Annotated in this window: 18 protein-coding genes; 7 read left to right on the top strand and 11 right to left on the bottom strand. The window is 72.1% G+C overall.

The window, feature by feature from the left end:
* Positions 1 to 19 precede the first annotated feature (19 nt).
* From ACFV2J_RS33115 to ACFV2J_RS33105, 3 genes are read right to left on the bottom strand one after another with little or no spacing between them, the layout of a single operon-like run.
* Positions 20 to 817: a phosphatase PAP2 family protein gene (locus ACFV2J_RS33115; protein ID WP_385096938.1), complete on the bottom strand. Its 798-nt coding sequence runs from the start codon at positions 815 to 817 to the stop codon at positions 20 to 22.
* Positions 818 to 1,771, bottom strand: a complete 954-nt coding sequence (locus tag ACFV2J_RS33110) for a YihY/virulence factor BrkB family protein (protein WP_385096935.1) — start codon at positions 1,769 to 1,771, stop codon at positions 818 to 820.
* The gene (locus ACFV2J_RS33105; RefSeq protein ID WP_385096932.1) at positions 1,772 to 3,517 is read right to left on the bottom strand and encodes a diacylglycerol kinase family protein; all 1,746 of its coding nucleotides are present in this window, start codon (positions 3,515 to 3,517) and stop codon (positions 1,772 to 1,774) included.
* 340 nt (positions 3,518 to 3,857) lie between these two features.
* On the opposite strand from ACFV2J_RS33105, the gene ACFV2J_RS33100 reads away from it, so the two are divergent.
* On the top strand, positions 3,858 to 4,028 hold the full coding sequence (locus ACFV2J_RS33100; protein WP_054229772.1) for a hypothetical protein: 171 nt from the start codon (positions 3,858 to 3,860) through the stop codon (positions 4,026 to 4,028).
* 435 nt (positions 4,029 to 4,463) lie between these two features.
* On the opposite strand, the gene ACFV2J_RS33095 is transcribed toward ACFV2J_RS33100, so the two are convergent.
* Positions 4,464 to 4,889, bottom strand: a complete 426-nt coding sequence (locus ACFV2J_RS33095) for an SRPBCC family protein (protein WP_385089157.1) — start codon at positions 4,887 to 4,889, stop codon at positions 4,464 to 4,466.
* 93 nt (positions 4,890 to 4,982) lie between these two features.
* Positions 4,983 to 5,996 (bottom strand): aldo/keto reductase, encoded by a 1,014-nt coding sequence (locus tag ACFV2J_RS33090; RefSeq protein ID WP_385089155.1) that lies wholly within the window; start codon positions 5,994 to 5,996, stop codon positions 4,983 to 4,985.
* Between the two features lie 139 nt (positions 5,997 to 6,135).
* Between ACFV2J_RS33090 and ACFV2J_RS33085 the strand changes: the two genes are divergently transcribed.
* Positions 6,136 to 7,035, top strand: a complete 900-nt coding sequence (locus ACFV2J_RS33085; protein WP_385089153.1) for a LysR substrate-binding domain-containing protein — start codon at positions 6,136 to 6,138, stop codon at positions 7,033 to 7,035.
* Positions 7,036 to 7,187: 152 nt separating this feature from the next.
* Here the strand turns inward: ACFV2J_RS33085 and ACFV2J_RS33080 are convergent, their stop codons facing one another.
* From ACFV2J_RS33080 to ACFV2J_RS33070, 3 genes are all read right to left on the bottom strand, one after another.
* The gene (locus ACFV2J_RS33080; RefSeq protein WP_385089150.1) at positions 7,188 to 9,134 is read right to left on the bottom strand and encodes an ATP-binding cassette domain-containing protein; all 1,947 of its coding nucleotides are present in this window, start codon (positions 9,132 to 9,134) and stop codon (positions 7,188 to 7,190) included.
* A complete protein-coding gene (locus ACFV2J_RS33075; RefSeq protein WP_385089147.1) occupies positions 9,131 to 10,048 on the bottom strand; it encodes a phosphotransferase in 918 nt (305 codons plus the stop codon). Before ACFV2J_RS33075 ends, ACFV2J_RS33080 begins: the two co-directional genes overlap by 4 nt.
* Before the next feature lie 738 nt (positions 10,049 to 10,786).
* Entirely contained in the window at positions 10,787 to 12,223 is a 1,437-nt protein-coding gene (locus tag ACFV2J_RS33070) for a cellulose binding domain-containing protein (RefSeq protein ID WP_385089144.1), read from the bottom strand.
* A 408-nt stretch (positions 12,224 to 12,631) separates the two neighbouring features.
* On the opposite strand from ACFV2J_RS33070, the gene ACFV2J_RS33065 reads away from it, so the two are divergent.
* Positions 12,632 to 13,477 carry a GntR family transcriptional regulator gene (locus tag ACFV2J_RS33065; protein WP_385089141.1) on the top strand — a complete coding sequence of 282 codons (846 nt, stop codon included), beginning with the start codon at positions 12,632 to 12,634 and terminating at the stop codon, positions 13,475 to 13,477.
* Between the two features lie 164 nt (positions 13,478 to 13,641).
* On the opposite strand, the gene ACFV2J_RS33060 is transcribed toward ACFV2J_RS33065, so the two are convergent.
* Both ACFV2J_RS33060 and ACFV2J_RS33055 read right to left on the bottom strand, forming a co-directional pair.
* On the bottom strand, positions 13,642 to 14,736 hold the full coding sequence (locus ACFV2J_RS33060) for a dipeptidase (RefSeq protein WP_385089138.1): 1,095 nt from the start codon (positions 14,734 to 14,736) through the stop codon (positions 13,642 to 13,644).
* Positions 14,733 to 16,058 carry an amidohydrolase family protein gene (locus ACFV2J_RS33055; RefSeq protein WP_385089135.1) on the bottom strand — a complete coding sequence of 442 codons (1,326 nt, stop codon included), beginning with the start codon at positions 16,056 to 16,058 and terminating at the stop codon, positions 14,733 to 14,735. Before ACFV2J_RS33055 ends, ACFV2J_RS33060 begins: the two co-directional genes overlap by 4 nt.
* 159 nt (positions 16,059 to 16,217) lie before the next feature.
* On the opposite strand from ACFV2J_RS33055, the gene ACFV2J_RS33050 reads away from it, so the two are divergent.
* Together ACFV2J_RS33050 and ACFV2J_RS33045 are read left to right on the top strand one after the other, a co-directional pair.
* Positions 16,218 to 16,994 (top strand): IclR family transcriptional regulator, encoded by a 777-nt coding sequence (locus ACFV2J_RS33050; RefSeq protein ID WP_385089133.1) that lies wholly within the window; start codon positions 16,218 to 16,220, stop codon positions 16,992 to 16,994.
* The gene (locus tag ACFV2J_RS33045) at positions 16,991 to 17,944 is read left to right on the top strand and encodes an ornithine cyclodeaminase family protein (protein ID WP_385442110.1); all 954 of its coding nucleotides are present in this window, start codon (positions 16,991 to 16,993) and stop codon (positions 17,942 to 17,944) included. The genes ACFV2J_RS33050 and ACFV2J_RS33045 overlap by 4 nt, the downstream gene beginning before the upstream one ends.
* A gap of 102 nt (positions 17,945 to 18,046) precedes the next feature.
* On the opposite strand, the gene ACFV2J_RS33040 is transcribed toward ACFV2J_RS33045, so the two are convergent.
* Positions 18,047 to 18,640, bottom strand: coding sequence for a TetR/AcrR family transcriptional regulator (locus ACFV2J_RS33040; protein ID WP_385098372.1), 594 nt, complete (start codon positions 18,638 to 18,640; stop codon positions 18,047 to 18,049).
* A 79-nt stretch (positions 18,641 to 18,719) separates the two neighbouring features.
* Between ACFV2J_RS33040 and ACFV2J_RS33035 the strand changes: the two genes are divergently transcribed.
* Both ACFV2J_RS33035 and ACFV2J_RS33030 read left to right on the top strand, forming a co-directional pair.
* Positions 18,720 to 20,036 (top strand): MFS transporter, encoded by a 1,317-nt coding sequence (locus ACFV2J_RS33035; protein ID WP_385442106.1) that lies wholly within the window; start codon positions 18,720 to 18,722, stop codon positions 20,034 to 20,036.
* A gap of 571 nt (positions 20,037 to 20,607) precedes the next feature.
* Positions 20,608 to 21,432, top strand: a complete 825-nt coding sequence (locus tag ACFV2J_RS33030) for an NPP1 family protein (protein ID WP_385097789.1) — start codon at positions 20,608 to 20,610, stop codon at positions 21,430 to 21,432.
* The last annotated feature ends 295 nt before the right edge of the window (positions 21,433 to 21,727 follow it).

Genomic DNA, 21,727 nt, shown 5'->3' with positions numbered 1-21,727 from the left:
CCCCGGCACCCACCCCGTCTCAGTGGGACACCTCCCGGCCGGCCGGCCCCGGTTCCGGGTGGGCGCCGGTGAGTTCCGGCTCCAGACCACCGGTCAGCACGGTGTGCCCGCGCCCGGAGTCGACGCGCCACGCCTCGAAGGCCCAGGCCGTCAGGGCGACGACCGCGAGCCCCAGCAGCCAGCCGCCCACCACGTCACTGAACCAGTGCACGCCGAGCGCGACGCGGGTGAAGCCGACACCGAGCACCGAGACGACGGCGAGGCACCAGCCCAGCGGCCGCCAGGCGCGCGGGACCAGGGGGAGCAGGACGAGCAGCAGCACCGCGAACGAGGTGGTGGCCGTCATCGCGTGCCCCGACGGGAACGAGAATCCCGGGGCGTGCGCGACCGGATCCTCCAGGGACGGCCTGGCCCGCTCGACCACCGTCTTGACGAGCAGTCCGATCAGGCCGCCGGCCACGGCCGTCACCGCGGACCACGCCGCCAGCCGCCACGCCCTGCGGTACACCAGCCAGACGGTGAGCAGCGCGACGGCCGTACGCAGGGTGACGGGATCCCACACCCGGTCGGAGAGGAAGCGCAGCGTGCTCGTCCAGGCGGGGTGTTCCAGCGCGGTCTCGTGCAGCCGCCGCGCGGTGCCCGCGTCCAGCCGGCGGAGGGGCTGCCAGTGGCCCTCCAGGAGTACGAGCAGGAGCCCGAAGGGCACGGCGGCGACCGCCGCGACGGCGGCCGACCCGAGCAGCCGCACACCGAACCTGCGGTCTGCCGCCCGGCGCCGCTGGTCACGAAGGCGCAGGGCAACCTTGCGCACAGGCATTCACACTCCAGGGTCGGGGTGGATCGGACCGGGCCGCAGGGCCCGGGAGGCCTCCAGCTGCGCGGCGAACGCCAGTCCGAGGAACAGGGCGATGGAGGTCAGATAGGCCCAGAGCAACAGCGACATGAAGGCGCTGAGCGGGCCGTAGATCGTGTCGAAGGACCCGCTCACTCCGAGGTACAGGCTCAGCAGCCAGGTCAGCAGCGTCCACAGCACGAGGTAGACGGCCGCGCCGAAGGCCAGCCAGGTGTATCCGGGCTGCTGCCTGCGGGGCGAGCGGCGGAAGATCGCGCTGGCGGAGATGAGTGCGAGCAGGAAACCGACCGGCCACCGCATGATCTCCCAGGCGGTCCTGGCCGCGCCGTCGAGTCCGTACACCGTCACCGCCGCGGAGGCCAGGTCGCCGCCGGCCACCATGACGACGAACCCCAGCCCCAGCGGGATCCCGGCGCTGAGCGACATCACCAGGCCTCGCAGGTACTTGCGGTGGAACGGGCGGTCCCGTTCGTTCCCGTAGATCCGGTTGGCGCCGCGCTCGATCTGGCACATCGCCGTCGTGACGTTGACCAGGGAGAAGAGCAGGCCGAACCAGAGGGCGAGCTGCGCGCCGTCGCCCGCCGTGTGCCGGCTGCGCCGCAGCGCGTCGTCGACCACGTCGGCGCTCGGGCCCGCGGCGATCCGGTGGATCGTCAGCTCGGCGAATCTGCCGATGTCCTCCGAGTGCAGGGCCGTGGAGAGTCCGACGAACGCGATGGCGAGCGGGATCACGGCCAGCACCGTCTGCAGGGCCAGGGCCCGGGAGTGGCTGAAGCCGTCGGCGTAGCGGAACCGGATGAACGAGTCGCGCAGCAGCGGCCAGCGGCCGTAGCGGCGCAGCGACGCCAGCGCCTCGTCCGCGGACAGTTCCTCGCCGGTCATGTCACGGGTCTCGGGGACCCTGGTCGCGGTACCCATTCACTTCTCCCCGGACGGCAGCAGCACGGTCAGGGCGCCGGGCCTCACCTCGGCGGTGAGGCGGCGTCCCGGGCCGACCGGGTCTCCGTCGAGTTCGCGGGACTGCGGGGCGTCGAAGACGAGTTCGGCGCGCCGGAAGGTGAAGAACTCCACCGGTACGCCCTTCCGGTCGCCGTCCTGGGTGGCGAGGGTGTCCACGGTGGCGGGCCGGGGCGTCCGGGACCGGCCGCGCAGCAGCGTGCCCACCGCGCGCATCCAGCCGCCTGGTCCCCGCGGGTCGAGGACCAGGAGGTCGAGGAGCCCGTCGTCGGGACGGGCGGACGGCAGGAGCGTCAACCCGCCCTGGACGGTGCCGACATTGGCGACGAGGACCATGCGGGCGGTACGGCGGAGGGCGGGCGCGTCGTCGAGCCGGATCGTCAGACCCATGCGGGGGGTGCGCAGGGTGCTGATGCCCGCCAGGAGGTACGCGGGCCACCCCATCGCCGACTTGGCGCGTTCGTCCGTGTGCTCGATCATCGCGGCGTCCAGTCCGGCCCCGGACATCGCGGCGAAGTGGGTGCCGGGGAGGTCGTCGCCCTCGATGTGCCCGAGGTCCAGAGGACGCGACGTACCGCGCAGCGCGGCCTCCAGCGCCTCGGCGGGGGAGAGCGGCAGGCCGAGGTTGCGGGCCAGCAGATTGCCGGTGCCGCACGGTACGACGGCGAGCGGGACCCCGCTGCCGGCCAGGGCGTCGGCGACCGCCCGGACGGTTCCGTCCCCGCCGCAGACCACGACCAGCGTCGCACCGTCACGGATCGCGCGGGCCGTCTGCCCGCCGCCCGGGTCGTCGCGCGTGGTCTCGATGAACACCGGCGCGCGGTGGCCGTTGTGGTCCAGGACCCGTCGCAGGGAGACCCGGGTCGCTTCGTCGGTCACGGTGGGGTTGAGGATCACGGCCGTGGTGCCGTGGTGCCGCTCGGCGCGGGCGCCGTCGGCGGCGGGCAGCGAGCCGGCCGGGGGCGGCGCGGTCACGGACCTGTCCGCCAGCAGGGCGCGTCCGACGATCAGCAGGGACAGGCCGCCGTTGACGAGTCCGCCCACGACGTCCGTGGGGTGGTGCATGCCGCGGTAGAGGCGGGCGACGCCCACCAGCAACGGTATGAGGAGCAGCAGCACGCCCACGACTCTGCGCCAGGGACCGCGGCCGCGGGACAGCACCACCACGGCGAGGCCCGCGTACAGGGCGGTGGCGGCGCCGGTGTGACCGGACGTGTAACTGGAGGTGGGCGGGGACGCGTCCAGACGGTCCACGTCCGGACGGTTGCGGTCCACCGACAAGGTGATGGCCAGGAAGACCAGCGACTGGAGGGAGACCGCGACGGCGAGGAAGACCGCCTGCCGCCACATCGGCAGCCGGGGCAGCAGAACCAGCACCAGACAGGCCGCCAGGGTGAGCGTGACGACCGTCAGGGTGTTGCCGGCCTCCGAGCCGATGAAGGACAGGCCGGTGAGTGTGCCGGTGCGGCCCCGTTCGAAGGCCTCGTCGACACGGTCCTCGACCGTCAGCGGCCACAGACCATGCGCGGGGCCGGTGATCAGGAGTCCGAGTCCCACCATCAGCGCGGCCTGACACACCGTCAGCGCGGCGATCCGTGCAGCGGTCCGCCCGACGCCCCGGGGCATGGCCGCCGACCTGCCGGAGCCGGCCCTCTCCGATGAGGTACGAGGCAGTCCGGCAGGTCTTTCCGGCACGGCGGTCGGCATCGGGGCTCCCACGGATCGGCGCCTTTCGGCGGCGTTCGGCCGGAGGCGACTCCCCCGACCAACGCCGTCTGCCCCGGGAGCCGCCGCGCAGACCTCCCGGGCGGAGAATCGGCCGGCGGTTCGTCACGCCGGGTGCCTGCCGTGACACCCGGCCACGCCGTGGCGCCCGGGTCGTCGCGGCCGGCTTCCGGGAAGCGGACGCCGGTCGCGGTCGGGAAGCGGACGCCGCCCGCGGTCGGGAACCGCCCCTTATTGCCGGTCCGAGGGATAAGAAACAAATAAAATTCGGGCGCATGGGCGGGTACCGGCAGGGCACTCGGTGCTGCGGAGGTTGATAACCATGGTTCCCCTGCTTCTCGTTCTTCTGCTCGCTCTGGTCCTCTTCGGTGCCGGCTTCGCCTTGAAGGCCCTGTGGATTGTCGCCGTGATCGTGCTCGCCGTATGGCTGCTCGGTTTCGTGATGCGCTCCGCCGGAACAGGCGGCAGTCGTGGCCGCTGGTACCGCTGGTAGAGATCCCCGGCTCCCACCTGGTGGTGGTGCGGGGGGCGCGGGGCGCCGCCCCCCCACCCCCGGGCCCGCCCGCGGGCGGGGGGCGCGCGCTCCCTGTGGGTGCCCCCCCCCGCCCCGCGGGGGGGGGGGGGGGGCGCCCCCCCCGCCCCCCCCCGCCCCCCCCCCCCCCCGCGTTCGTGTGCCTCTTGCGTGAAGATGTCGCCGCCGGTGCGCGGGTGACGCGCGGCTGGGCAGGAGGACCGTGTGGCCGGGAGGCCTTCCGTGCGCGCAGGGAACCGCGCACCTCCAACACGGCGGGCTTCCCGGACACGTCCTCACCGGGCGGCGCGCATCCTGTAAATGGCCTGCGGCCTGCGGCCTGCGGCCTGCGGCCTGCGGCCTGCGCCGGGGCCGGTGGGGCCGGTGGGGCCGGTACGGACGGACCTCGCCCCCGGGTCAGCTCGCGGCGGACACCAGGGTCCGGTGCAGCGCGGCCAGACCGTCCGTGTAGATGCCGTGGAACAGGGCGACGGCCTCGTCGTCGCCGATGCCGTCCGGTGTGAAGCTGCCGGACCACTCCACCCGGGCCGTGTCCTGCCGGGAGGTCTCGTGCACCGTGAGGGTGGAGAGGTAACCGGTGACGGGGAAGGGGGCCTGGAGGATGGAGTAACTGTAGGTCCGGGCCTGGTGGTCGAAGGCTTCGAGGCGTTCGACGATCACGCCTCCTTCCTCGTTCGTGAGACTCCGGACGCGTCCGCCCTCACCGAGTTCGCCGGCCGGGATGTACGGAAGCCAGTCGGGCAGCGAGCCGAAGCCGCCGATGAGCTGCCAGACGCGGTCGGGTGAGGCGGGGACGTCGAGGGATGCGGTGGTCGTGGCCACGGGGTCTCCGTTGAGCTGGGGGTGACGATGTCGGCTGATGTGCGGAAGGCCCGCCGGGGGTGATGAGGACGGCCGGCGGCCGAGGGGTGGGCGTCAGGCCGCGGCGGGCACCGGAGCGTCCTCGGCCACCAGCCGCTCCGCGCGCAGATCCGCCCAGAACGCGGCGGGGATCCTCTCGGTGAGCGCGGCGACGTCCTCCGCGATACGGCCGGGCTTGGTGGCGCCGGGGATCGCGGCCGTCGTCGCCGGATGGGCGAGGGAGAACTGCAGCGCCGCGGACTTCACGCCCACCCCGTGCCGCCCGGCCAGCGCCTTGATGCGCTCCACCTTGTCGACGATGTGGTCCGGCGCCTTCTGGTACTCGAAGTGCGTCCCTCCGGCGAGGATTCCCGAGCTGTACGGACCGCCGACCACGATGTCGACGTCCTGGGCCACGGCGGCCGGCAGCAGGCGCTGCAGAGCCCGCTCGTGGTCGAGGAGGGTGTAACGGCCCGCGAGGAGGAAGGCGTCGGGCTTCGGTTCGTCCAGGTCGAGGGTGAGCTCCAGGGGTTCCACCCGGTTGACGCCCAGCCCCCACGCCTTGATGACGCCTTCGTCGCGGAGCCTCTGAAGGACGCGGAAGGCGCCGGTGCGCGCGCTCTCGTAGGCGGCCAGCCACTCGTCTCCGTAGAAGTCCTGCGCGACGTCGTGCACCCACACGATGTCGAGACGGTCGGTCCGCAGGCGCCGCAGGCTGTCGTCGATGGAGCGGAGGGTGGCGTCGGCCGAGTAGTCGTTGACCATCTTGTTCGGACGGCCGTGTTCGAAGAGGCCGCCCTTCTCGCCGAGGTCACGGGCGGACGGGTCCTCGACCTCGTCCAGGATGACGCGGCCGACCTTGGTGCTCAGCACGAACTCGTCGCGAGGGTGGCCGGCCAGCACCTCGCCGAGCCGGATCTCGGAGAGGCCGGCGCCGTAGAACGGGGCGGTGTCGAAGTAGCGGATGCCCTGGTCCCAGGCGGCCTCGACGGTGGCCGCCGCCTCCTCGTCCGGGATGGCGCGGAACATGTTGCCGAGCGGCGCGGTGCCGAAGCCGAGGGAGCCGGGCAGGAGGGACTTGATGCTCATGGAAGATCCTCAGGAAGGGGAAAAGGACGGATTCGTCCCGAAGAGGGCGATCCGTCGGCCTTACGTGTTCGAGGTTAGGATCTCTATATAAGACTGTCCAAGACTTGCTTGGACATAGTTGAGTCCTTTGAGGTCCTACATGCTTGACCTGCGACAACTCCGCTATTTCGTCGCCGTCGCCGAGGCCGAACACGTCGGTCGCGCCGCCGAACAGCTGCACATCTCCCAGTCACCCCTCAGCCGGCAGATCGCCCAGCTGGAGAAGAACCTGGGGCTCACCCTCTTCGAACGCAGCCAGCAGCGCATCCGGCTGACCTCCGACGGCCGGGTCTTCCTGACCGAGGCGCGGGCCCTGCTGCGCCACGCCGACCGGCTGGAGAACCTCGGCCGACGGCTCGGCCGCGGGGAGGAGGGCGGCCTGTGCATCGGCTACGTGGCCGACGCGATGCACACCGGCATCCTGCCCTCCGCCCTGCGCACCCTGCGTGACCGGCGCCCGGGCATTCACGTCGCGCTGTACGACCAGGAGTCGGCCGAGCAGTTCGAGGGGCTGCGTCAGCGCAGCCTGGACATCGCGCTGGTGCGCACCCCGCCGCCCGAGGACGACCCGGACCTGAACTCGGCGCCGCTGGTGCGGGATCCGCTGTTGCTCGTGCTGCCCGCCGGACATCCCCTCACGGAACGGCCGGAGTTGACGCCGGACGCCCTCGACGGACAGCCGTGGATCGCCGTGGGCCACGCCCCGGACCCGGCCGGGCGCGACACGTTCGTCGCGTCGTGCGTGGCCTCCGGCTTCACGCCCGACATCCGCCTCGACGCGGCCGACCCGCTCACCGCGCTGGGGCTGGTCGCCTCCGGCCTCGGTCTCGCACTCATCCAGAAGAGCATGGTGCGCGGCACGTCCGACGGCGTCGCGATCCGTGAACTGCCCTGGTACGGGGGGTCTGTTCGGCTGTGGGCGGCCTGGCACCGGGTCGATCTGCGGCCCGTGGTGGCCGAGTTCCGCGAGACGGTACTGAGTGGACGCGACGCCGCGTGACCGCGTGACCGCGTGAGCAGGGGAGCGGGAGAGGGAGGGAACGGGAGACGGAGGCAACGCGGGAACGGGCCTGACGCGCTCGGCCGGCGGGTTGGCGAGGGGGGCCGTGCCCGGGAAGGGCACGGCCCCGTGGTGTCCCACTCGGCCCAGGGTCAGCGGTCCTGGGCGAGGGCGTGCAGTTCGCCGAGGAGACTGCCCTCGGTGGCGACGAGATCGTCGAAGCGGCCCTGCTCACGGATGCGGCCCTGGTCGAGCACGATGACCCGGTCGGCCATCCGCACGTTGTCGAGCCGGTGCGTGACGACGACCGTGATGCGGTCCGGAGCCATCTCGCGCAGCTCGCGGAAGATCGTGTGCTCGCCCCGCGCGTCCATCTCGCTGGTCGGCTCGTCCAGGACGAGGACGGCCGGCTCCCGGTACATCGCCCGCGCACAGGCCAGGCGCTGCCACTGGCCGCCGGACAGCTCGTGGCCGCCCCACACGGACCGGGCCAGCAGGGTGTCGAGCCGCCCCGGCAGACCACGAAGGGTGTCGTCCATGCCGACCCGGTTCGCGACCGCCCAGATCCGGTCGTCACCGTCCTCGTGCGGCTGGCCGAGGGTGATGTTCTCCCGGGCGGCGAGGGGCCAGCGCCCGGTCCGCTGCGGGACGAGACCGACGTGGCGCCAGACCGATTCCGCGTCCGCGGTGGCCAGGTCGGTGTCGTCCCACAGGACGGCGCCCTGGCCGGCCGTGGTCAGTCCGGTGAGCAGCCTGATCAGGGTGGACTTGCCGGCGCCGTTCTCGCCGACCAGGGCGACGACCTCGCCGCGGTTGAGGGTGAGATCGACCGGGTGCAGGGCCGGTGCGTCCTTGGAGGGATAGGTGTAGCCGGCGCCTTCGAACCGGATCCGCCCAGGCGCCTCGACCTGTGTCGTGCCACGGGCGGTGACCATGGCACCGACCTCGTCGACGAAGGTGTAATAGTCGTTCAGGTAGAGGCCGTGGTGGAACATCACCGCGCCGTACCGCACGATCGAGTTGAGCGCGCGCCCCGCGGTCTGCGAGGCCACGACCGCCGTGCCCGCGACCGCCGCCGACATGGCGCCGGCCAGCACCAGGGCGGCGAGCGAGGCCCACATGCCGAGGGTGAACACCCCGGCCAGTGACGCGGCCAGCAGGGTCACGAACAGGTACGGGCGAGCACCCTCGAGTTCACGGCCCTCGACCCGGTCGCACATCGTCCGATACCAGAACTGCAGGTACGGGCGCATCGTGTTGGCGCGCAGCTCGTCGGCGAGATCCGCGGTGGTCAGCCACCAGCGCATCATGCCGCGTACGTTGCGGGCGGAGAGCGTGCGGTCGTGGACGCGGTAGTCGATACGCGCCGCGATCACCCCGCCCGTCCCGCGCGGGATCACGGAGAGCAGGAGCACGCCCAGGAGCAGCGGGTGCAGGGAGGTGAGGACGGTCGCCGCGGAGACCAGCTGGACAAATCCGTTGGTGAGGGTCTTCGCGTCGTCGGCGAGGTCGACGGCCCGCAGCGATCCGATCTCCGCCGCCTGGCTGCGGTCGCTGAAACCCTCGGTGTCGTAGGCGCGGAGTTCGGCGCGCATATGGAGGTCCACCAGGGTGAGATCGGCGGCCGAGGCGATCTTCGGGTTGAGCCGCCGGGTCGCCCAGTCGGCGAGGATCCACAGGGCCGCGCCGCCGGCCATCGCCACGATCGCGACGACCAGGGCGGGCCACGCGCGCGCCAGCCCGTCCCGTGGGTCGGAGGCGGTCAGCCGCGGCAGGGCCCGGGCGACGGCGCCGAGCATCACGGCCGTCGCCACTCCGGACAGCAGCTGGCACACGACGATCGTGGCCGCCATGCGCCGGTCGACGGACCAGGCCAGCCGGGCCGTCTGCGCGAGCGCCCTGGGGATACGGCGGGCCATGTCCCACAGTGTCGCGTCGTCCATGGCACGCCGGTGTTTGCGGCCGTTGTAGTCGAGTTCGGGCGGTGCGGGCGGCCGCGGAGTCCCGGCCCGTGCCGCGGGGACGGAGCTCGTCCTGTCGGGGCCGTTCGCCGTCTCCGCGACCGGCGGTGCGGCCTTGTCGCCACGGGGTGTCGTCATGCGAACACCCCCGCCATGAGCCGGTCCAGGGTGCGCCGTCCCCGCGCGGTGACCTCGTGATCGTCGAGCGCGGGGCCCCGGACCAGACAGTTCAACGCGTCGAGAGCGGCCAGAGCCTTCAGGGCGTGCCGCTCCTCGGGAACGAGGACGCGGCCGTATCCCTGGAAGCACGCGGCCCGCAGGTCGGGCCGGTCCGCCCAGATCCCGCAGCTCATCGGTACGAAGTCCTGCACCGCCGGGGCGAACCGGGCTCGCTCGAACCCGGTCCAGCCTGCCTGCTCCGTCGACCGGGACCACACAAGGTTGCGGGGGCCGGCGGCACCGTGGATGAACGCGAGCGGCAGGGGTGGAAGGAGACGCAGCCGGTCGGTCAGATCGCGCACGTACCCGTGCTCCGCGGAGGTGATCCGGTCGCCGGCCCGCCGCAGCAGCAGGCCGGCGTCGTCCGCCACGGCCCGCAGGGCCTGCTCGGCCTCCGAGCGCCGGGGCCCGGACAGGTCACCGGCCGCGTGCAGCCGGGCCAGCAGGACTCCGCCTTGGCGGTGCGCCCGGGCCTCCTTGGCGGGGGACACGGTCAGCTGCCGGAGCGGACGGCCCGGGACGGTGGTCAGCAACAGGGCCAGGTGCTCGGCGTTCGAGGCGCGCAGCTGCGGCGCGCGGCCGGCTCCGAGGGCCGGGACCGCGTGGCGCAGGGCGAGGGTCTCCCTTTCGTACGCGAGGGGCCGGGACGAGACCTTCAGGTGGAACCGGGCACCGTCGGGGCGGCGGAGGACCCAGACACGGGGGTTTCCGGGGGAGTTGTCGCGGGAGGTCCGGCGCGGGTGCGGGGCGTCCGCCATGACGGTGACGCGGACACCGAGTTCTCGGCCGGCCCAGGTGAGCAGGGCCGGCGCGGGCATGGTCGAGTCGGTCACGCACCCCACCTCGACGACGGTCGTGACGCGGAGACGAACAGAGCGCGGCGCACGTCGACCGGGCGCCGCAGCGCGGCCGGCGAGACGGTCCGGGCAGGAGGATTTTCGAACGCGGACCGGAGGGCGGCGAGTACGAGTACGGGATTCACGGGATTCTCCTCGGTAGCGGAAGCGGTTGCTGCAATCCGGACAACTGCCCTGATCACAGGACCGATACGGGGTGCACGGAGCGAACGATCGGACGAAAGTTCGCATCCTGGCCGCCGGGCCAAGTGCGGTCGGCCCGATCGCCCGGTGCCGGCCCGTTCGATTCACTCGTCAAGGGGACGACGGTGCCCCTGTGGCCCGAACGGTGGATTGCGCGCGGCGTCGGCTGCATCGGTCTCCTTCGGCACGGCGGGGGTGTGGACCGCGGAGGGCACCCTCGTGCACGCCACTGACAATCAGTGGGGGAAGGGACCGCGATCCGGCCAGCCCGGGCGCGTACCGTGCCGACGGCCTTCCGGGATCGCTACGCCCCCTGACCTGGGCCGGGGGCGGAAGAAAGGATTCTTGGACCGCGAGGTGAGGTCCCGTGGCGGAGCGGCGGCGAGGATGGCTCGAACTGTGCGTACCCGGGCCCCGACCCCCGTCGCCGCGCCGGAGGTGTCCCGAGGCCGCACGCGCGACGCCGGCCTCCCCTCGGTGACGATGTGGCGCATTGTCGGGTCGGGGAGGCCGGCGTCGGGGCGCGTTCTGTCAGGAGGCCGGGACCTCGTCCACGAATTTCGTCCCGGCGGTGCGGTACGCGGCCACCTTCGTGGCCACCTGGGCCGGGCTGAGGACCTGGTCCTTGACATGCAGTACGTAGTCGACCTGCTCGTCGTAGGCGCGGGCCGTGGTCGAGGTCTGTCCCGCGAGGTCGATCAGCCACTGGTTGAAGTTGATCGACATCGGACGCTCGGGCAGGTACTGGGCGTCGTGGGTGCCGAAGAGCTGCCCGTCGATGTAGTACTTGATGCTGCTGTTGTCGATGGTGAGCACCAGGTCGTGCCATCCGCTGTAACTCTGGCGGCCCTCGGTGTGCTGGTTGACGGCCTGCCAGGGGTCCGGGTTGTACGTCTCCCAGGACGTGGTGTAGAGGATGTTGCCGCTCTCGCCCCAGCCGCCGTTGGGCAGGTACTCGAAGTCGTACTCGGAGTAGTCGTCGGCCATCGGGGCCTTGAGGTCGTTGATGGTGAAGAAGGTCTGCACGAGGTGATCGCCGTCGGGCCCGGACTTGGGGGTGTCGGAGAACTTCACCCGGGCCGCGTACGTGCCGTTCTTGAACTTCGTGCTCCTGGAGACGACTTCGGTCTGCCTCGTGGACTCCGCGGTGCCCGCCGTGGAGGTCTCCAGGTTCATCACCGTGTTGCCGGACACCGTGGGGAAGGTGACCTTGGACGGGTCCCAGGTGGCGCCGGGAACCCCGGGGCCACCGGAGTTGGAGCGGACGTTCCAGCCGTGGGTGGCGAGGCCGGGGTCGGTGGACGACGCGTAGGTGAAGTCGTCGAACAGACTCTGGCCTCCACCGGGCGGGTCGGTCGGATCGGTGGGGTCCGTGGGGTCGGTCGGGTCGTTGCCCGCGGGCGCCGTGCCCCACACGGTGGTGCCGGCGAGCTGGGCGGTGACCTTGCTCCAGTCCGCGTAGGAGGTCTGGGAGGGGTTGAAGGAGTAGTCGTCCGCCTGGTTCAGGGTCTGCCAGTTGGACTGGTAGAAGCGGAGTTGCATGTCGCTGGTGTCGGCGCCGGGGGCCAGTGATCCGGCCCCCGAGGTGAAGCCGATCTCCAGATAGCGGTCCGCGGTGGCGGTGGGATGCCCCAGTACCCCGAACGTGCCCGTGATGTTGGCACACCCCTTGACCGCCCAGGAACAGGCGAAGCGGTACGAGGCGCTCGCCGAATCCGCCTTGAAGTAGTAGCGGATCTTCACCTGGCTCAACTGGACAGTGGAAGCACCGGTGTTGCGTACCTTGAACCAGGGCTCGCTCTGATCGGCGGTGGCACCGCTCGCACTGGTGCGGTACTGGACGGCGACGCCGTCGGCCGCGGCGGACGCGGTCGCGGTCATGGGAAGGGCGGCCAGGGCCGTGCTGCCCAGCAGAGCTGACAGTGCCAGGGCCACACGGCGGCGGCCGGCGGGGGGACGGGTTCTCATCCGGGGGTTCCTTTCGGGGGGACTCCCGCTGCGCGCGGGAGGGCCAGGGGAGGACGGCCGTCAGGGTCGCCGGGGCGAGGAGCGTGCGGTGCGTCCGGCGCTCAGCGATGTGGTGCCGGACAGGGGGGAGCGGGTGGTACTCGGCGACTCGCCTCCGGGGGACCCGACGGCGGACGGCACACCGTGCTTGACCAGTTGACCATCCGGGTTTACCAGTTGGCGTCGGTTGAAGGTGGCATAGACCAATGCGCGCGTCAACCCCCCTATCCTGTAAGAGACTTGGTGATGCGGTGTGCGAGCAATCGGCTCCTTCGGCCTCCGCGGAGTGACGCGGGACCACTTACCAGCGGACCAGTTATGGTCAGGGCCATACCAGTTACCCGTCCCCACGACGATCGAGAGTCCCGCATGGAGATCGACCCGGCCGCCTCCCGCGCGCTGCTCAAGCGCGAGAAGGTGCGCGACGCCGTCCTCGAACTGATAGAGGAGCGTCGCCCGGGCGACGCGATTCCCTCCGAGCGCGCGCTGTGCGCCGAACTCGGCGTGTCCAGGCCCACGTTGCGGGCCGCGGTGGACCAACTCGTCGTCGCGGGGCTGCTCGTGCGCGAACACGGCCGCGGCATGTTCGTGGCGGGGGAGAAGATCACTCAGGAACTGGTACCGGACCGGAGGACCTTCAGCCTTCCTCCGGCCTCGGGCACCTGGACCAGCCGGCTCCTCGAATTCAGCACGCAGCGGGCCGGTGCGCGGGTGGGCCGCAAGCTGCGCGTCTCGCCCGCGGCGGAGATCCGCTACGTGGCACGTCTGAGGCTCGTCGACGGGTCGCCCATGGCCATCGAGTACCTCCACGTCCCGGCGGACCTGGCGCCGGACCTCACCCAGCACGAGCTGGAGAACGGGGACCTGTACCAGCACCTGAAGGAACGCCACGGAGTCGAGGTCAGCGAGGCGGTGCAGGCGATCGAGCCCACGGTGGTGACCCGCGGTGAGGCGGACCTGCTGGACGTTCCGGAGCTGTCACCGGCGCTCCTCTTCGAGCGTCTCACCTCGGACACCCGCGGCCGGCCGGTGGAGTACGTGCACTCGATCTACCGGGGCGACCGGTACCGCATAGTCTCCCGGCTGGCGCTCGGTCCACGCGCCGAACAGCCCTCGCCACCCGACGGTCATCACCCCGGCATACCGCCCGGGGACTTCATGCCGGGTGAACCCGTCACGTTCTCCACTCGGGGTGTGGTGCAGAGCGACCTGTGACGGCCGGTGGTCCGTCGTGCGGGGTGGGCCTCACCCGGTGGCCGCCGCTGAACAGGTCGCCCACGGTGCCCGGAGCGGGCGGGTGTCAGGTGACCAGGGGCACGATCACCCACCCCACCATGGCGGAGGCCCTGAACCTCCTGTTCACGAGCGGAAGAAGGGGATTAAATGGGCGAGCTGGACGAGGCGGCCGGCGGCGTCCAGACGCGCTCGGCGTAGTCGAGGAAGTTCGTGCCGAGAATCTTCTCGATGCGCCGCGAACCGTATCCCCGGGCCTCCAGCAGACGGATCAGCTCCCGGAACTGGTTCACGCCCCGCAGGTCGATGACGAAGGGCAGGGTGTCGTCGCGCTCGCCGGCCGCGCCGACGCCGGCCTCGCGGCGCAGGGCGACGTGCTCGGCGAGGTGGGCACGGTAGGTGTCCAGGTCGTCGATGGAGGTGACCGTTCCGTCGGTGCCGATGCCCACGTGGTCCTCGCCGCACACGTTCACGGCGTGCACGATGTGGTCGACGACGTCCTCGGCGCGGGCATGGCCGGACAACGAGAGGAAGGGCATGAAGTAGATGCCCACGAACCCGCCGCGGGAGGCGACCAGACGCAGTTCCTCGTCGGTCTTGTTGCGGGGCAGATCGGCGAGCGCGCGGCAGCCGGTGTGGTTGACGGAGACGGGCTGTCGTGAGTACGCGGCGGCGTCCAGGCAGGTGCGCTCCCCGCTGTGGGAGAGGTCGACCATGACGTGCCGCTCGTTCAGCGCGTCGACGACCCGGTGCCCGAAGTCGCTCAGGCCCCGGTTCTCCGGTGCCATCGAGCCGTCGCCGATGTGATTGGCCTGGTTGTAGGTGAGTTGGACGACGCGCACGCCGAGGTCGGCGAAGGTCGCGATCCGCCCGGTGTCGTCGCCCACGGCCACGGCGTTCTGGAAGCCGTAGATGATGCCGATCCTGCCCTCGGCGCGGGCCCGGCGGATGTCGGCGGCCGTGAGGACCTTGGTGAGGTCGGCGGAATGGTCCCGGACGAGCGCGTCCCACACGGCGATCTCGTGGAGGGTGTGCTCGTACGGAGGCAGATCACCCATCGTGTAGCCGAGGGTGATGTTGACCGCCGTCAGCCCCGAGGCGTGGGCGTCGGCCAGAGTGCGTGCGTCGATGGTGAGTTGCTCGCTGGACGGGTTCAGCTGGGCGGCGGCGTCCACCGAGGCGGGCGCGTTGGGGTTGTCCAGCTGCCCGAGCGCGCTGATGATCATCGGGGTGTCGGTCATCGGGGTCCCTCGGGGTCGGTGCGCCCGAACTCGGCGCGCTCGAAACGGCGTCCACGCTTGACGGTGAGTGTGATGCTCCGCAGATTTCCCACGTCGTGCAGGGGATTTTCGTCCAGGACCGCGAAGTTGGCGAGCTTGCCCGCCTCGACGCTGCCCATGACGTCCTCCGCGCCCGCGCTCCGCGCGCCCACGAGCGTCGCCGAGTGGAGCACCTGGTCGGCCGGGATGCCGCAGCGGCGGACCAGGAAGTCGAGTTCCTCGTAGAGGGCAGGGAAGGGGGCTTCGGGGTCGGTCTCGTAGTCCGTTCCGGTCGAGATCGCCACGCCCGCCCGGTGGGCCTGGGCGGTGAGGGCCGCCGCGAGCTCCACGTTGGCCCGCGCCCGGGCGGCGGACTCGGGGGTGTCACCGGCCAGGAGATCGCTCAGCCACATTCCGGCGGTCGCGTCCAGGACCGTGCCGCGCTCCCTCATCCGCGTGAAGAGCGCGGTCAGCCGCGGTTCGTCCCCCGAGGTGAACCGGGCGTGGTCGACGGCCGGCTTGTCCCGGTAGCTGATCAGCCGATCCTCGACGGCCTCGAACGGAAGCAGGGTGACGTGCGAGAGGCTGTCGGCGCCGGCCGCGACGAGGTCACCCGGTGTCGCCGGGAAGACCGTGGCGTGGGCCCAGACGTGGATGCCCTGGCGGTGCGCCTCGGCCGTGACGGCGGCGACGGTGTCGCGGTCCAGGTCCGCGTAGATCTTGATGGCGGAGGCGTGGGTCCCGCGCGCCATCGCCACGGCCAGCGGAAGGTCAGTGTCGGCGGTGATCGCCTGCATCCACGGCACCTCGCCCGGCGTCCCGCCCCGGGTGACCTGGTGGGTGCGCGGATCGTCGAAGAACCCCGGTCCCGCCATCAGCGCGGCGTACCGGATGTCCGGGCCGGGGATCTCGCCGACCAGGGTGGCCCGGGCGAGGTCGCCCACCTGGCGCAGGTCGTCGGCCATGTCGCGGACGGCGGTGACGCCGCCGAACGCGAGCCGGCGCAGCACCGCCTCGGCGGCGGGCCGGTCGGGCGGGGTGGCGAGGTGCTGGTGGGAGTCGATCAGCCCCGGCACGACGAAGCGCCCGTCGAGATCGAAGACCTCGGCGTCGGCGGGCAGATCGGCGGCGACCACGCGGTCCTCGCCGACGGCGCGGATGACCGGGCCGTCGGTGACGATCGTCGTCGAGGGCCGGAGGGGGCCGCCGGTGCCGTCGAACAGGGTTGCGCCGCGGTAGACCGCGACCGTGCCCGGCGCCGCGGGGGCGTAGGGGGTCGGCGCGCCCGCGCTTTCGTCCGCCATCTTCACCTCTCAACAGGACTGTTACGCTCAGCGCAACAGTCGTATCGTCACTGGAAACATTCGGCACTGTACCCCCGCCCTGACCCGCTTCCGCAAGGACCCGGGGTCCGCGGAGATCCGATGCCACGCCGGGACCCGATGCCACAAGGAGTGCTCCCCATGCCCGAAGCCCCCCGCACGGCGGTGGACAAGGCGCTGGACCTGGTCGAGGCCGTGGCCCGCTCGCCCCGGCCGCCGCGTCTCACCGACCTGGCCGAGGCCGTGGACCTGCACCGGGCGACCGCCTACCGGATCCTGCTGGATCTCGTCCGCCGCGGCTGGGTGCTGCGCGCCGGCGACCGCTATCTGCCCGGCACGGCGGTCCTGCAACTGTCCTCCGCCGCCGCGCGCCACTCCCTCGCCGCCCTGGCCCGGCCGGTGCTGCTCGGCCTGTCCGAGGCCACGGAGATGATGGTCAACCTCCAGGTTCTCGAGGAGGACCGCTCCCGGGTCGTCGACGTGGTACGCCCCGAGCGCCTCGGCATGATCACGCGCCTGCTCGGCGAGGCGCTGCCCGTCCACCGGTTCGCCGGCCCCCTGGCCCTGGTCGCCGCGCTCGGACCGGAGGCACGCGGCCCCTATCTCCGTCCGGCCGAGGAGGCGGGACACCCGCTCGACGGTCCCGAAGGACTGATGGCCGAGATCGAACGCACCCGGCGGTCCGGGTTCGCCGTCGAGCACGGCCGCAACGAGAAGCCCGTCGCCTCACTGAGCCGTGCGGTGCTCGTGGACCAGGGAGCCCCTCTCTGCGCCCTCACCGTGGTGGGCCTCGACGCGGAGATCGACGCGGCACGACTGCTGTTCCTGAAACAACGGCTGCGCGAGGCCACCGAGGAGCTGGGGCGCCTGCTGTCCTCCACCGGGTCCGCGACCGTGACGGCGGAGGTACCGGTATGACCGGGGTCCTCGTCCTCGACCGGTCCCGGACCCGAGCCGCCCTCGACCCCGCTCGCGTCATGGAGGCGGTGGCCACCGCGCTCGTCGCCATCGGCCGGGAGGAGGTGTCGGCCCCGCCGAGGATCGCCGCGCGCACCGCGAGCGGACTGCTGGGCGCCATGCCCGGATACGTTCCGGGGCTCGGCCTCGCGGCCAAACTCGTCTCCGTGTTCGGTGATCCCGACCGCCCCGGCCGCAGCGCGCACCGCGGGATGGTGGCCCTCTTCGACGCCGACGACGGCCGCCCGCTCGCCCTCATGGACGCCGAGTCCCTCACCGGCATCCGGACGGCGGCCGCCGCCACGCTGAGCGCCCGCGCCCTGGCGGCCGCGGAAGCGGCCGGCCCGGCCACCGTGATCGGCACCGGCGCCCAGGCCCGCGCCCAGGTCGCCCTGCTCGCGGCGCTCGATCCCGCCGCGCCCGTCGTCGTGGCGGGCCGTGATCCCGGACGGGCCCGGCTCACCGCCGATCTCCATCCCGAGGGGCGGGTGGCCACGGGTGTCGAGGCGGCGGTCCGCGCGGCGGGCGTCGTCTTCTGCTGCACCGGTGCCACCCGGCCGGTGGTGCGCCGCGACTGGCTCGCGCCCGGCACCCACATCAGCTCGGTCGGCGGTTCGCACGGTCCCGAACTGGACACCGCGACCCTGCGGGACGCGGCCCTCTTCGCCGAGTGGGCGGGCGCGGCCACCGCCGAACCCCCGGCCGGGGCGCACGAGTTGCAGGGTCTGCCCGAGGGGCGGACGGTCACCCTGCTGGGCCGCGTGCTCTCCGGGGACAGTCCCGGACGGCGGAGCGCGGAGGAACTGACCGTGTTCAAGTCCACCGGGCACGCTGCTCTGGACGTGGCCGCCGCTCATGTCGTCCATGCCGTCGCCTCGGCCGCCGGGTGGGGGACGAGGGTCGACCTCTGACGGTGGCCAAGGCCGGCCGCCGGGGGTGTCCTGACGCGGGTGCGGGCAGGGGTGCGGGCGCGGGGGCTGTGCGGCCGACCCCGGACACCCCCGGTCACCCTGTCAGCCGGGTGTGCTCCGACCGACGGGAAGTTCGCACCGGATCGTCGCGAGCAGCGTCCGCACCAGGCCCCGCGCCCACTCGCCGGACGCGGGCTCCCCGCTGAAGATCGCGCGGTAGTACAGCGGGCCGAGCAGCGTGTCGACGGCCCTGCCCACACTCGGCACCTCGCCGCCGCGAGCCCGCTCCCGCTCGATGATCGCGCCGAGCTGTGCGTGCCGGTCGGCCGTGCAGGCGCACCCGCCGTCCGGACCCGAGCCGATGGTCGCCCGCATCAGGGCGAGGACGTCGGGGTCGGCGAGGTCGGTGGCCACGTCGCCCACCCAGCGCTCCAGGTCGCCGGAGAGCGAACCGGTGTCCGGAACCACCACGTCGCCACTGAACCGGCTGGTGGCGACATCGTTCAGGAGCTGCGCCACCGAACCCCAGCGCCGGTACACGGTGGTCGCGTGCACACCGGCGCGCGCCGCGATGACGGGAATGGTCAGGGCCTCGGCCGGCTCTTCGGCGACCAGTTCCTCGACCGCGCGGTGAACGGCCGCGCGCACCTTCGCGGAGCGGCCGCCGGGACGGGCTTGGGCTGTTGCTTCGGTCATGCGGAAATTATCGCACTCATCGCTGCGTTAGGGCTACGGTAGTTAACGCAACGATCACTGCATTGGGAGAGAGCGCCGCATGTCTGACGCACCCACGCGTTACACGAGCACCCCGCCGAAGAGCACGCCGGCGGCCCGAGTCCTGGCCGAGCCCGCGGGCGGCCCCGCGCGGCGCGGGCTGAGCCGCCCGGTGGCCTTCGCCTCCATCGCCGCCGTCTTCATCCTCTTCATGGCCGCCTCCAGCGCGCCGTCGCCGCTCTACGTCATCTACCAGCAGGAATGGAGCTTCTCGGCCACCACGCTCACCACCGTGTTCGCGGTGTACGTGGTGGGCATGATCGCCGCGCTCCTCGTGCTCGGGGCGCTGTCCGACCACATCGGCCGCCGCCCCGTCCTGGCCACGGCCATCGCCCTCGAAGCGGTGGCGATGGTCCTGTTCATCGTCGCCGGCGACGTGTCCGTCCTCCTGACCGCCCGCTTCGTGCAGGGCGTCGCCACCGGTGCGGCCATGACGACACTCGGTGCGACACTCGTCGATCTCAACCCGCCCCACGCACCGCATCGCGCCGGTGTCATCACCGGCGCCGCCCCGACCTTCGGACTCGGCCTGGGCGCCCTCGGCTGCGGCGTCCTGGCGCAGTACGGGCCGCACCCGACCCGGTTCGTCTACGTACTGCTGCTCGCCGGCGTGGTCCTCGCCGGTCTGCTCGTCGCCCTGCTGCCCGAGACGGCGCAGCGGCGGCCGGGTGCCGCGCGCTCGCTGCGGCCGCGTCTGGGTGTCGCTCCGCGACTGCGCTCCGACCTGATCGCCCTCGTGCCGATCCTGGTGGCGAGCTGGGCCCTCGGCGGGCTGTACCTCTCGCTCGGTCCGTCCGTGGCGGCCAACCTGTTCGGCCTGTCCAGCCATGTCATCGGCGGCCTCGTGGTCACTCTGCTCTGCGGACCCGCCTCGATCACCGTCTTCGCGTTGCGCGGCTGGCCCACCGAGCGCACCCTCGCCCTCGCGGCCGTCCTGCTGCTCGCCGGGACGGCGGTCGGCCTGACCGGGGTGCAGGAGCACTCGCTCACGATGGCCGCCGTCGGCACCGCCATCGCGGGAGTCGGTTTCGGCGGGTCGGCACTGGCCAGCTTCGGCACGCTGGCCCGGATCGCCGAACCGGCCGAGCGGGGCGAGCTGTTCGCGGTCGCGTTCGTGATCTCCTACCTCGCTTTCAGCATCCCGGCCGTGGTCGCCGGGTTCGCCGCCACGAACGTGGGCCTGCACGACACCTCGGTCGTCTACAGCGCGGCCGTCATCGCCTTCAGCGCCCTCGCCCTCGCCGCCCAGTGGCTGCGCACCGCACGTGCCAGGAACGCCGACCGCGGCGGCCGGATCGCCGGAGTCCAGGACCTGTGACGTCGGCCCCGCACCGACCCGCGGATTCCTCGTGGCCGTCGTGGGGCCGGATGCCCTCGGCCCGGGCCGGCCGGGACCGGCGCACCCCGGAAACGGCCCGATACGACGACGTATCCGATAGGCGACGTACCCGATATGACGAGGTGTCGGATATGGCGAGGTGCCGGATGACGGCAGGTTCGGCGAAATCGGCGCCTTCGCGCCGGAGTTCGCAGTCCGGTGGCTGCCCGAACTCGTGACGACGGGCGGCCACCGGCCGGACTCGGGTGCGTTCGTCCGCCCGCGTCCGGCCGATGTCGTCCGCTTGACGGCCCTGTGTGCGGGATCTGGTAACTTCCGTCACCCGCAAGGTGGTTGAGGCGCCGTGGCGCATGCGGCGCGTTTTTCCCGGTTTCCCGGCAAAAGGGTCCGCAGTAAAGCCGTTGTTTCCGAATGCTCTTGAAAACTTGGCCTGTACATTACAGATTACTCGTCTGTGGGACATGGGGATCACCTCTTATGGGGGCAGGAGTGATCTTGCTGTGAAGCGATGCCGCAGCGAACGGTTACCGAGTTCTTCGAGAGGGCGGAAATGAGAAACCTGTCATCACCCGGAGCACGCCGACCGGCTCCCGGACGCCTCAAGCGGAAGGCGTCCTGGTTCGGGGTACTGTTCGGCGCCACCGTCCTGACCGTCGCGCTCCCCTCGGCGGTGGCCCAGGCGGACAACCTGCCGAACCTCCCGCAGAACGCCGGAGGTTACGAGTCGTCGTTCTCGCCCGCGTACGACTACGACGGTGACGGCTGCTACCCCGTCGCCGCCATCGCTCCCGACGGGACGCTCAACCCCGGTCTGAACACCACGGGTGCCGTCAACGGCAACTGCCGTGACCAGTCCGACCTCGACCGGACGCAGACCTACGCCCGCTCGAAGTGCAACAACGGATGGTGTGCCGTCGTGTACGCCAGCTACTTCGAGAAGGACCAGGCGGTGGCCGGCAGCGGTCTCGGAGGACACCGTCACGACTTCGAGCACGTGATCTCCTGGATCAACCAGGCGTCCAACCAGGTGGAGTACGTCTCGACCACCCAGCACTCCAGCCAGAAGACCTACGCGCGTTCAGAGGTCCGGTTCGACGGCTCGCACCCCAAGATCGTCTACCACAAGGACGGCCTGGGCACGCACTTCTTCCGACTCGCCAACAACAACGACGAGCCTCCGGAGAACCACTACCACAACTGGCGTTACCCCTCCCTCGTGGACTGGAACGGCTGGCCCAGCATCTCCCTGCGGGACCGGCTGATGAACGCGGACTTCGGGTCGGCCACCATCAAGACCACGGACAAGGACGACCGCTTCCGTAATCTCCTGAACGCCTCCAAGCCCGCCGGGATCCCCTTCGACCCGTGGAACTGAGACCGGTACCGGACCACCCCCGCGGGTGCGCGGCCCGTGCCGGGACACGGCACGGGGGCAAGTCGCCCGTCGGGGCACGAGGGTGACGTCGAGCACCGCTCGCGGGGCCCGCACAGCGGGACGGGGCCGTCGGGCGGCAGCCGCGGGGTGACGGCCGGAACCGTCACCGACCACACGGCCGCCGCCGAGGCGGCCCACGTCGCGCGGACGCCGGGGGGGGGGGGCGCCGCCCCCGGGCGCGCGCGCCGCGCCGCGCGCGCGGGGGGGCGCGGCCGGGGGCGGGGGCGGGCGCGCG

The sequence above is a fragment of the Streptomyces sp. NPDC059668 genome (genome assembly GCF_042734135.1).
GTDB lineage: Bacteria > Actinomycetota > Actinomycetes > Streptomycetales > Streptomycetaceae > Streptomyces.
Note: the sequence above shows the minus strand (reverse complement) of the source record. Positions and strands in the feature narration are given on the sequence as shown.

Coding starts and splice junctions, on each gene's coding strand:
- ACFV2J_RS33115 (WP_385096938.1), bottom strand. CDS start 817: ATGCCTGTGCGCAAGGTTGCCCTGCGCCTTCGTGACCAGCGGCGCCGG.
- ACFV2J_RS33110 (WP_385096935.1), bottom strand. CDS start 1,771: ATGGGTACCGCGACCAGGGTCCCCGAGACCCGTGACATGACCGGCGAG.
- ACFV2J_RS33105 (WP_385096932.1), bottom strand. CDS start 3,517: ATGCCGACCGCCGTGCCGGAAAGACCTGCCGGACTGCCTCGTACCTCA.
- ACFV2J_RS33100 (WP_054229772.1), top strand. CDS start 3,858: ATGGTTCCCCTGCTTCTCGTTCTTCTGCTCGCTCTGGTCCTCTTCGGT.
- ACFV2J_RS33090 (WP_385089155.1), bottom strand. CDS start 5,996: ATGAGCATCAAGTCCCTCCTGCCCGGCTCCCTCGGCTTCGGCACCGCG.
- ACFV2J_RS33085 (WP_385089153.1), top strand. CDS start 6,136: ATGCTTGACCTGCGACAACTCCGCTATTTCGTCGCCGTCGCCGAGGCC.
- ACFV2J_RS33080 (WP_385089150.1), bottom strand. CDS start 9,134: ATGACGACACCCCGTGGCGACAAGGCCGCACCGCCGGTCGCGGAGACG.
- ACFV2J_RS33070 (WP_385089144.1), bottom strand. CDS start 12,223: ATGAGAACCCGTCCCCCCGCCGGCCGCCGCCGTGTGGCCCTGGCACTG.
- ACFV2J_RS33065 (WP_385089141.1), top strand. CDS start 12,632: ATGGAGATCGACCCGGCCGCCTCCCGCGCGCTGCTCAAGCGCGAGAAG.
- ACFV2J_RS33060 (WP_385089138.1), bottom strand. CDS start 14,736: ATGACCGACACCCCGATGATCATCAGCGCGCTCGGGCAGCTGGACAAC.
- ACFV2J_RS33055 (WP_385089135.1), bottom strand. CDS start 16,058: ATGGCGGACGAAAGCGCGGGCGCGCCGACCCCCTACGCCCCCGCGGCG.
- ACFV2J_RS33050 (WP_385089133.1), top strand. CDS start 16,218: ATGCCCGAAGCCCCCCGCACGGCGGTGGACAAGGCGCTGGACCTGGTC.
- ACFV2J_RS33045 (WP_385442110.1), top strand. CDS start 16,991: ATGACCGGGGTCCTCGTCCTCGACCGGTCCCGGACCCGAGCCGCCCTC.
- ACFV2J_RS33040 (WP_385098372.1), bottom strand. CDS start 18,640: ATGACCGAAGCAACAGCCCAAGCCCGTCCCGGCGGCCGCTCCGCGAAG.
- ACFV2J_RS33035 (WP_385442106.1), top strand. CDS start 18,720: ATGTCTGACGCACCCACGCGTTACACGAGCACCCCGCCGAAGAGCACG.
- ACFV2J_RS33030 (WP_385097789.1), top strand. CDS start 20,608: ATGAGAAACCTGTCATCACCCGGAGCACGCCGACCGGCTCCCGGACGC.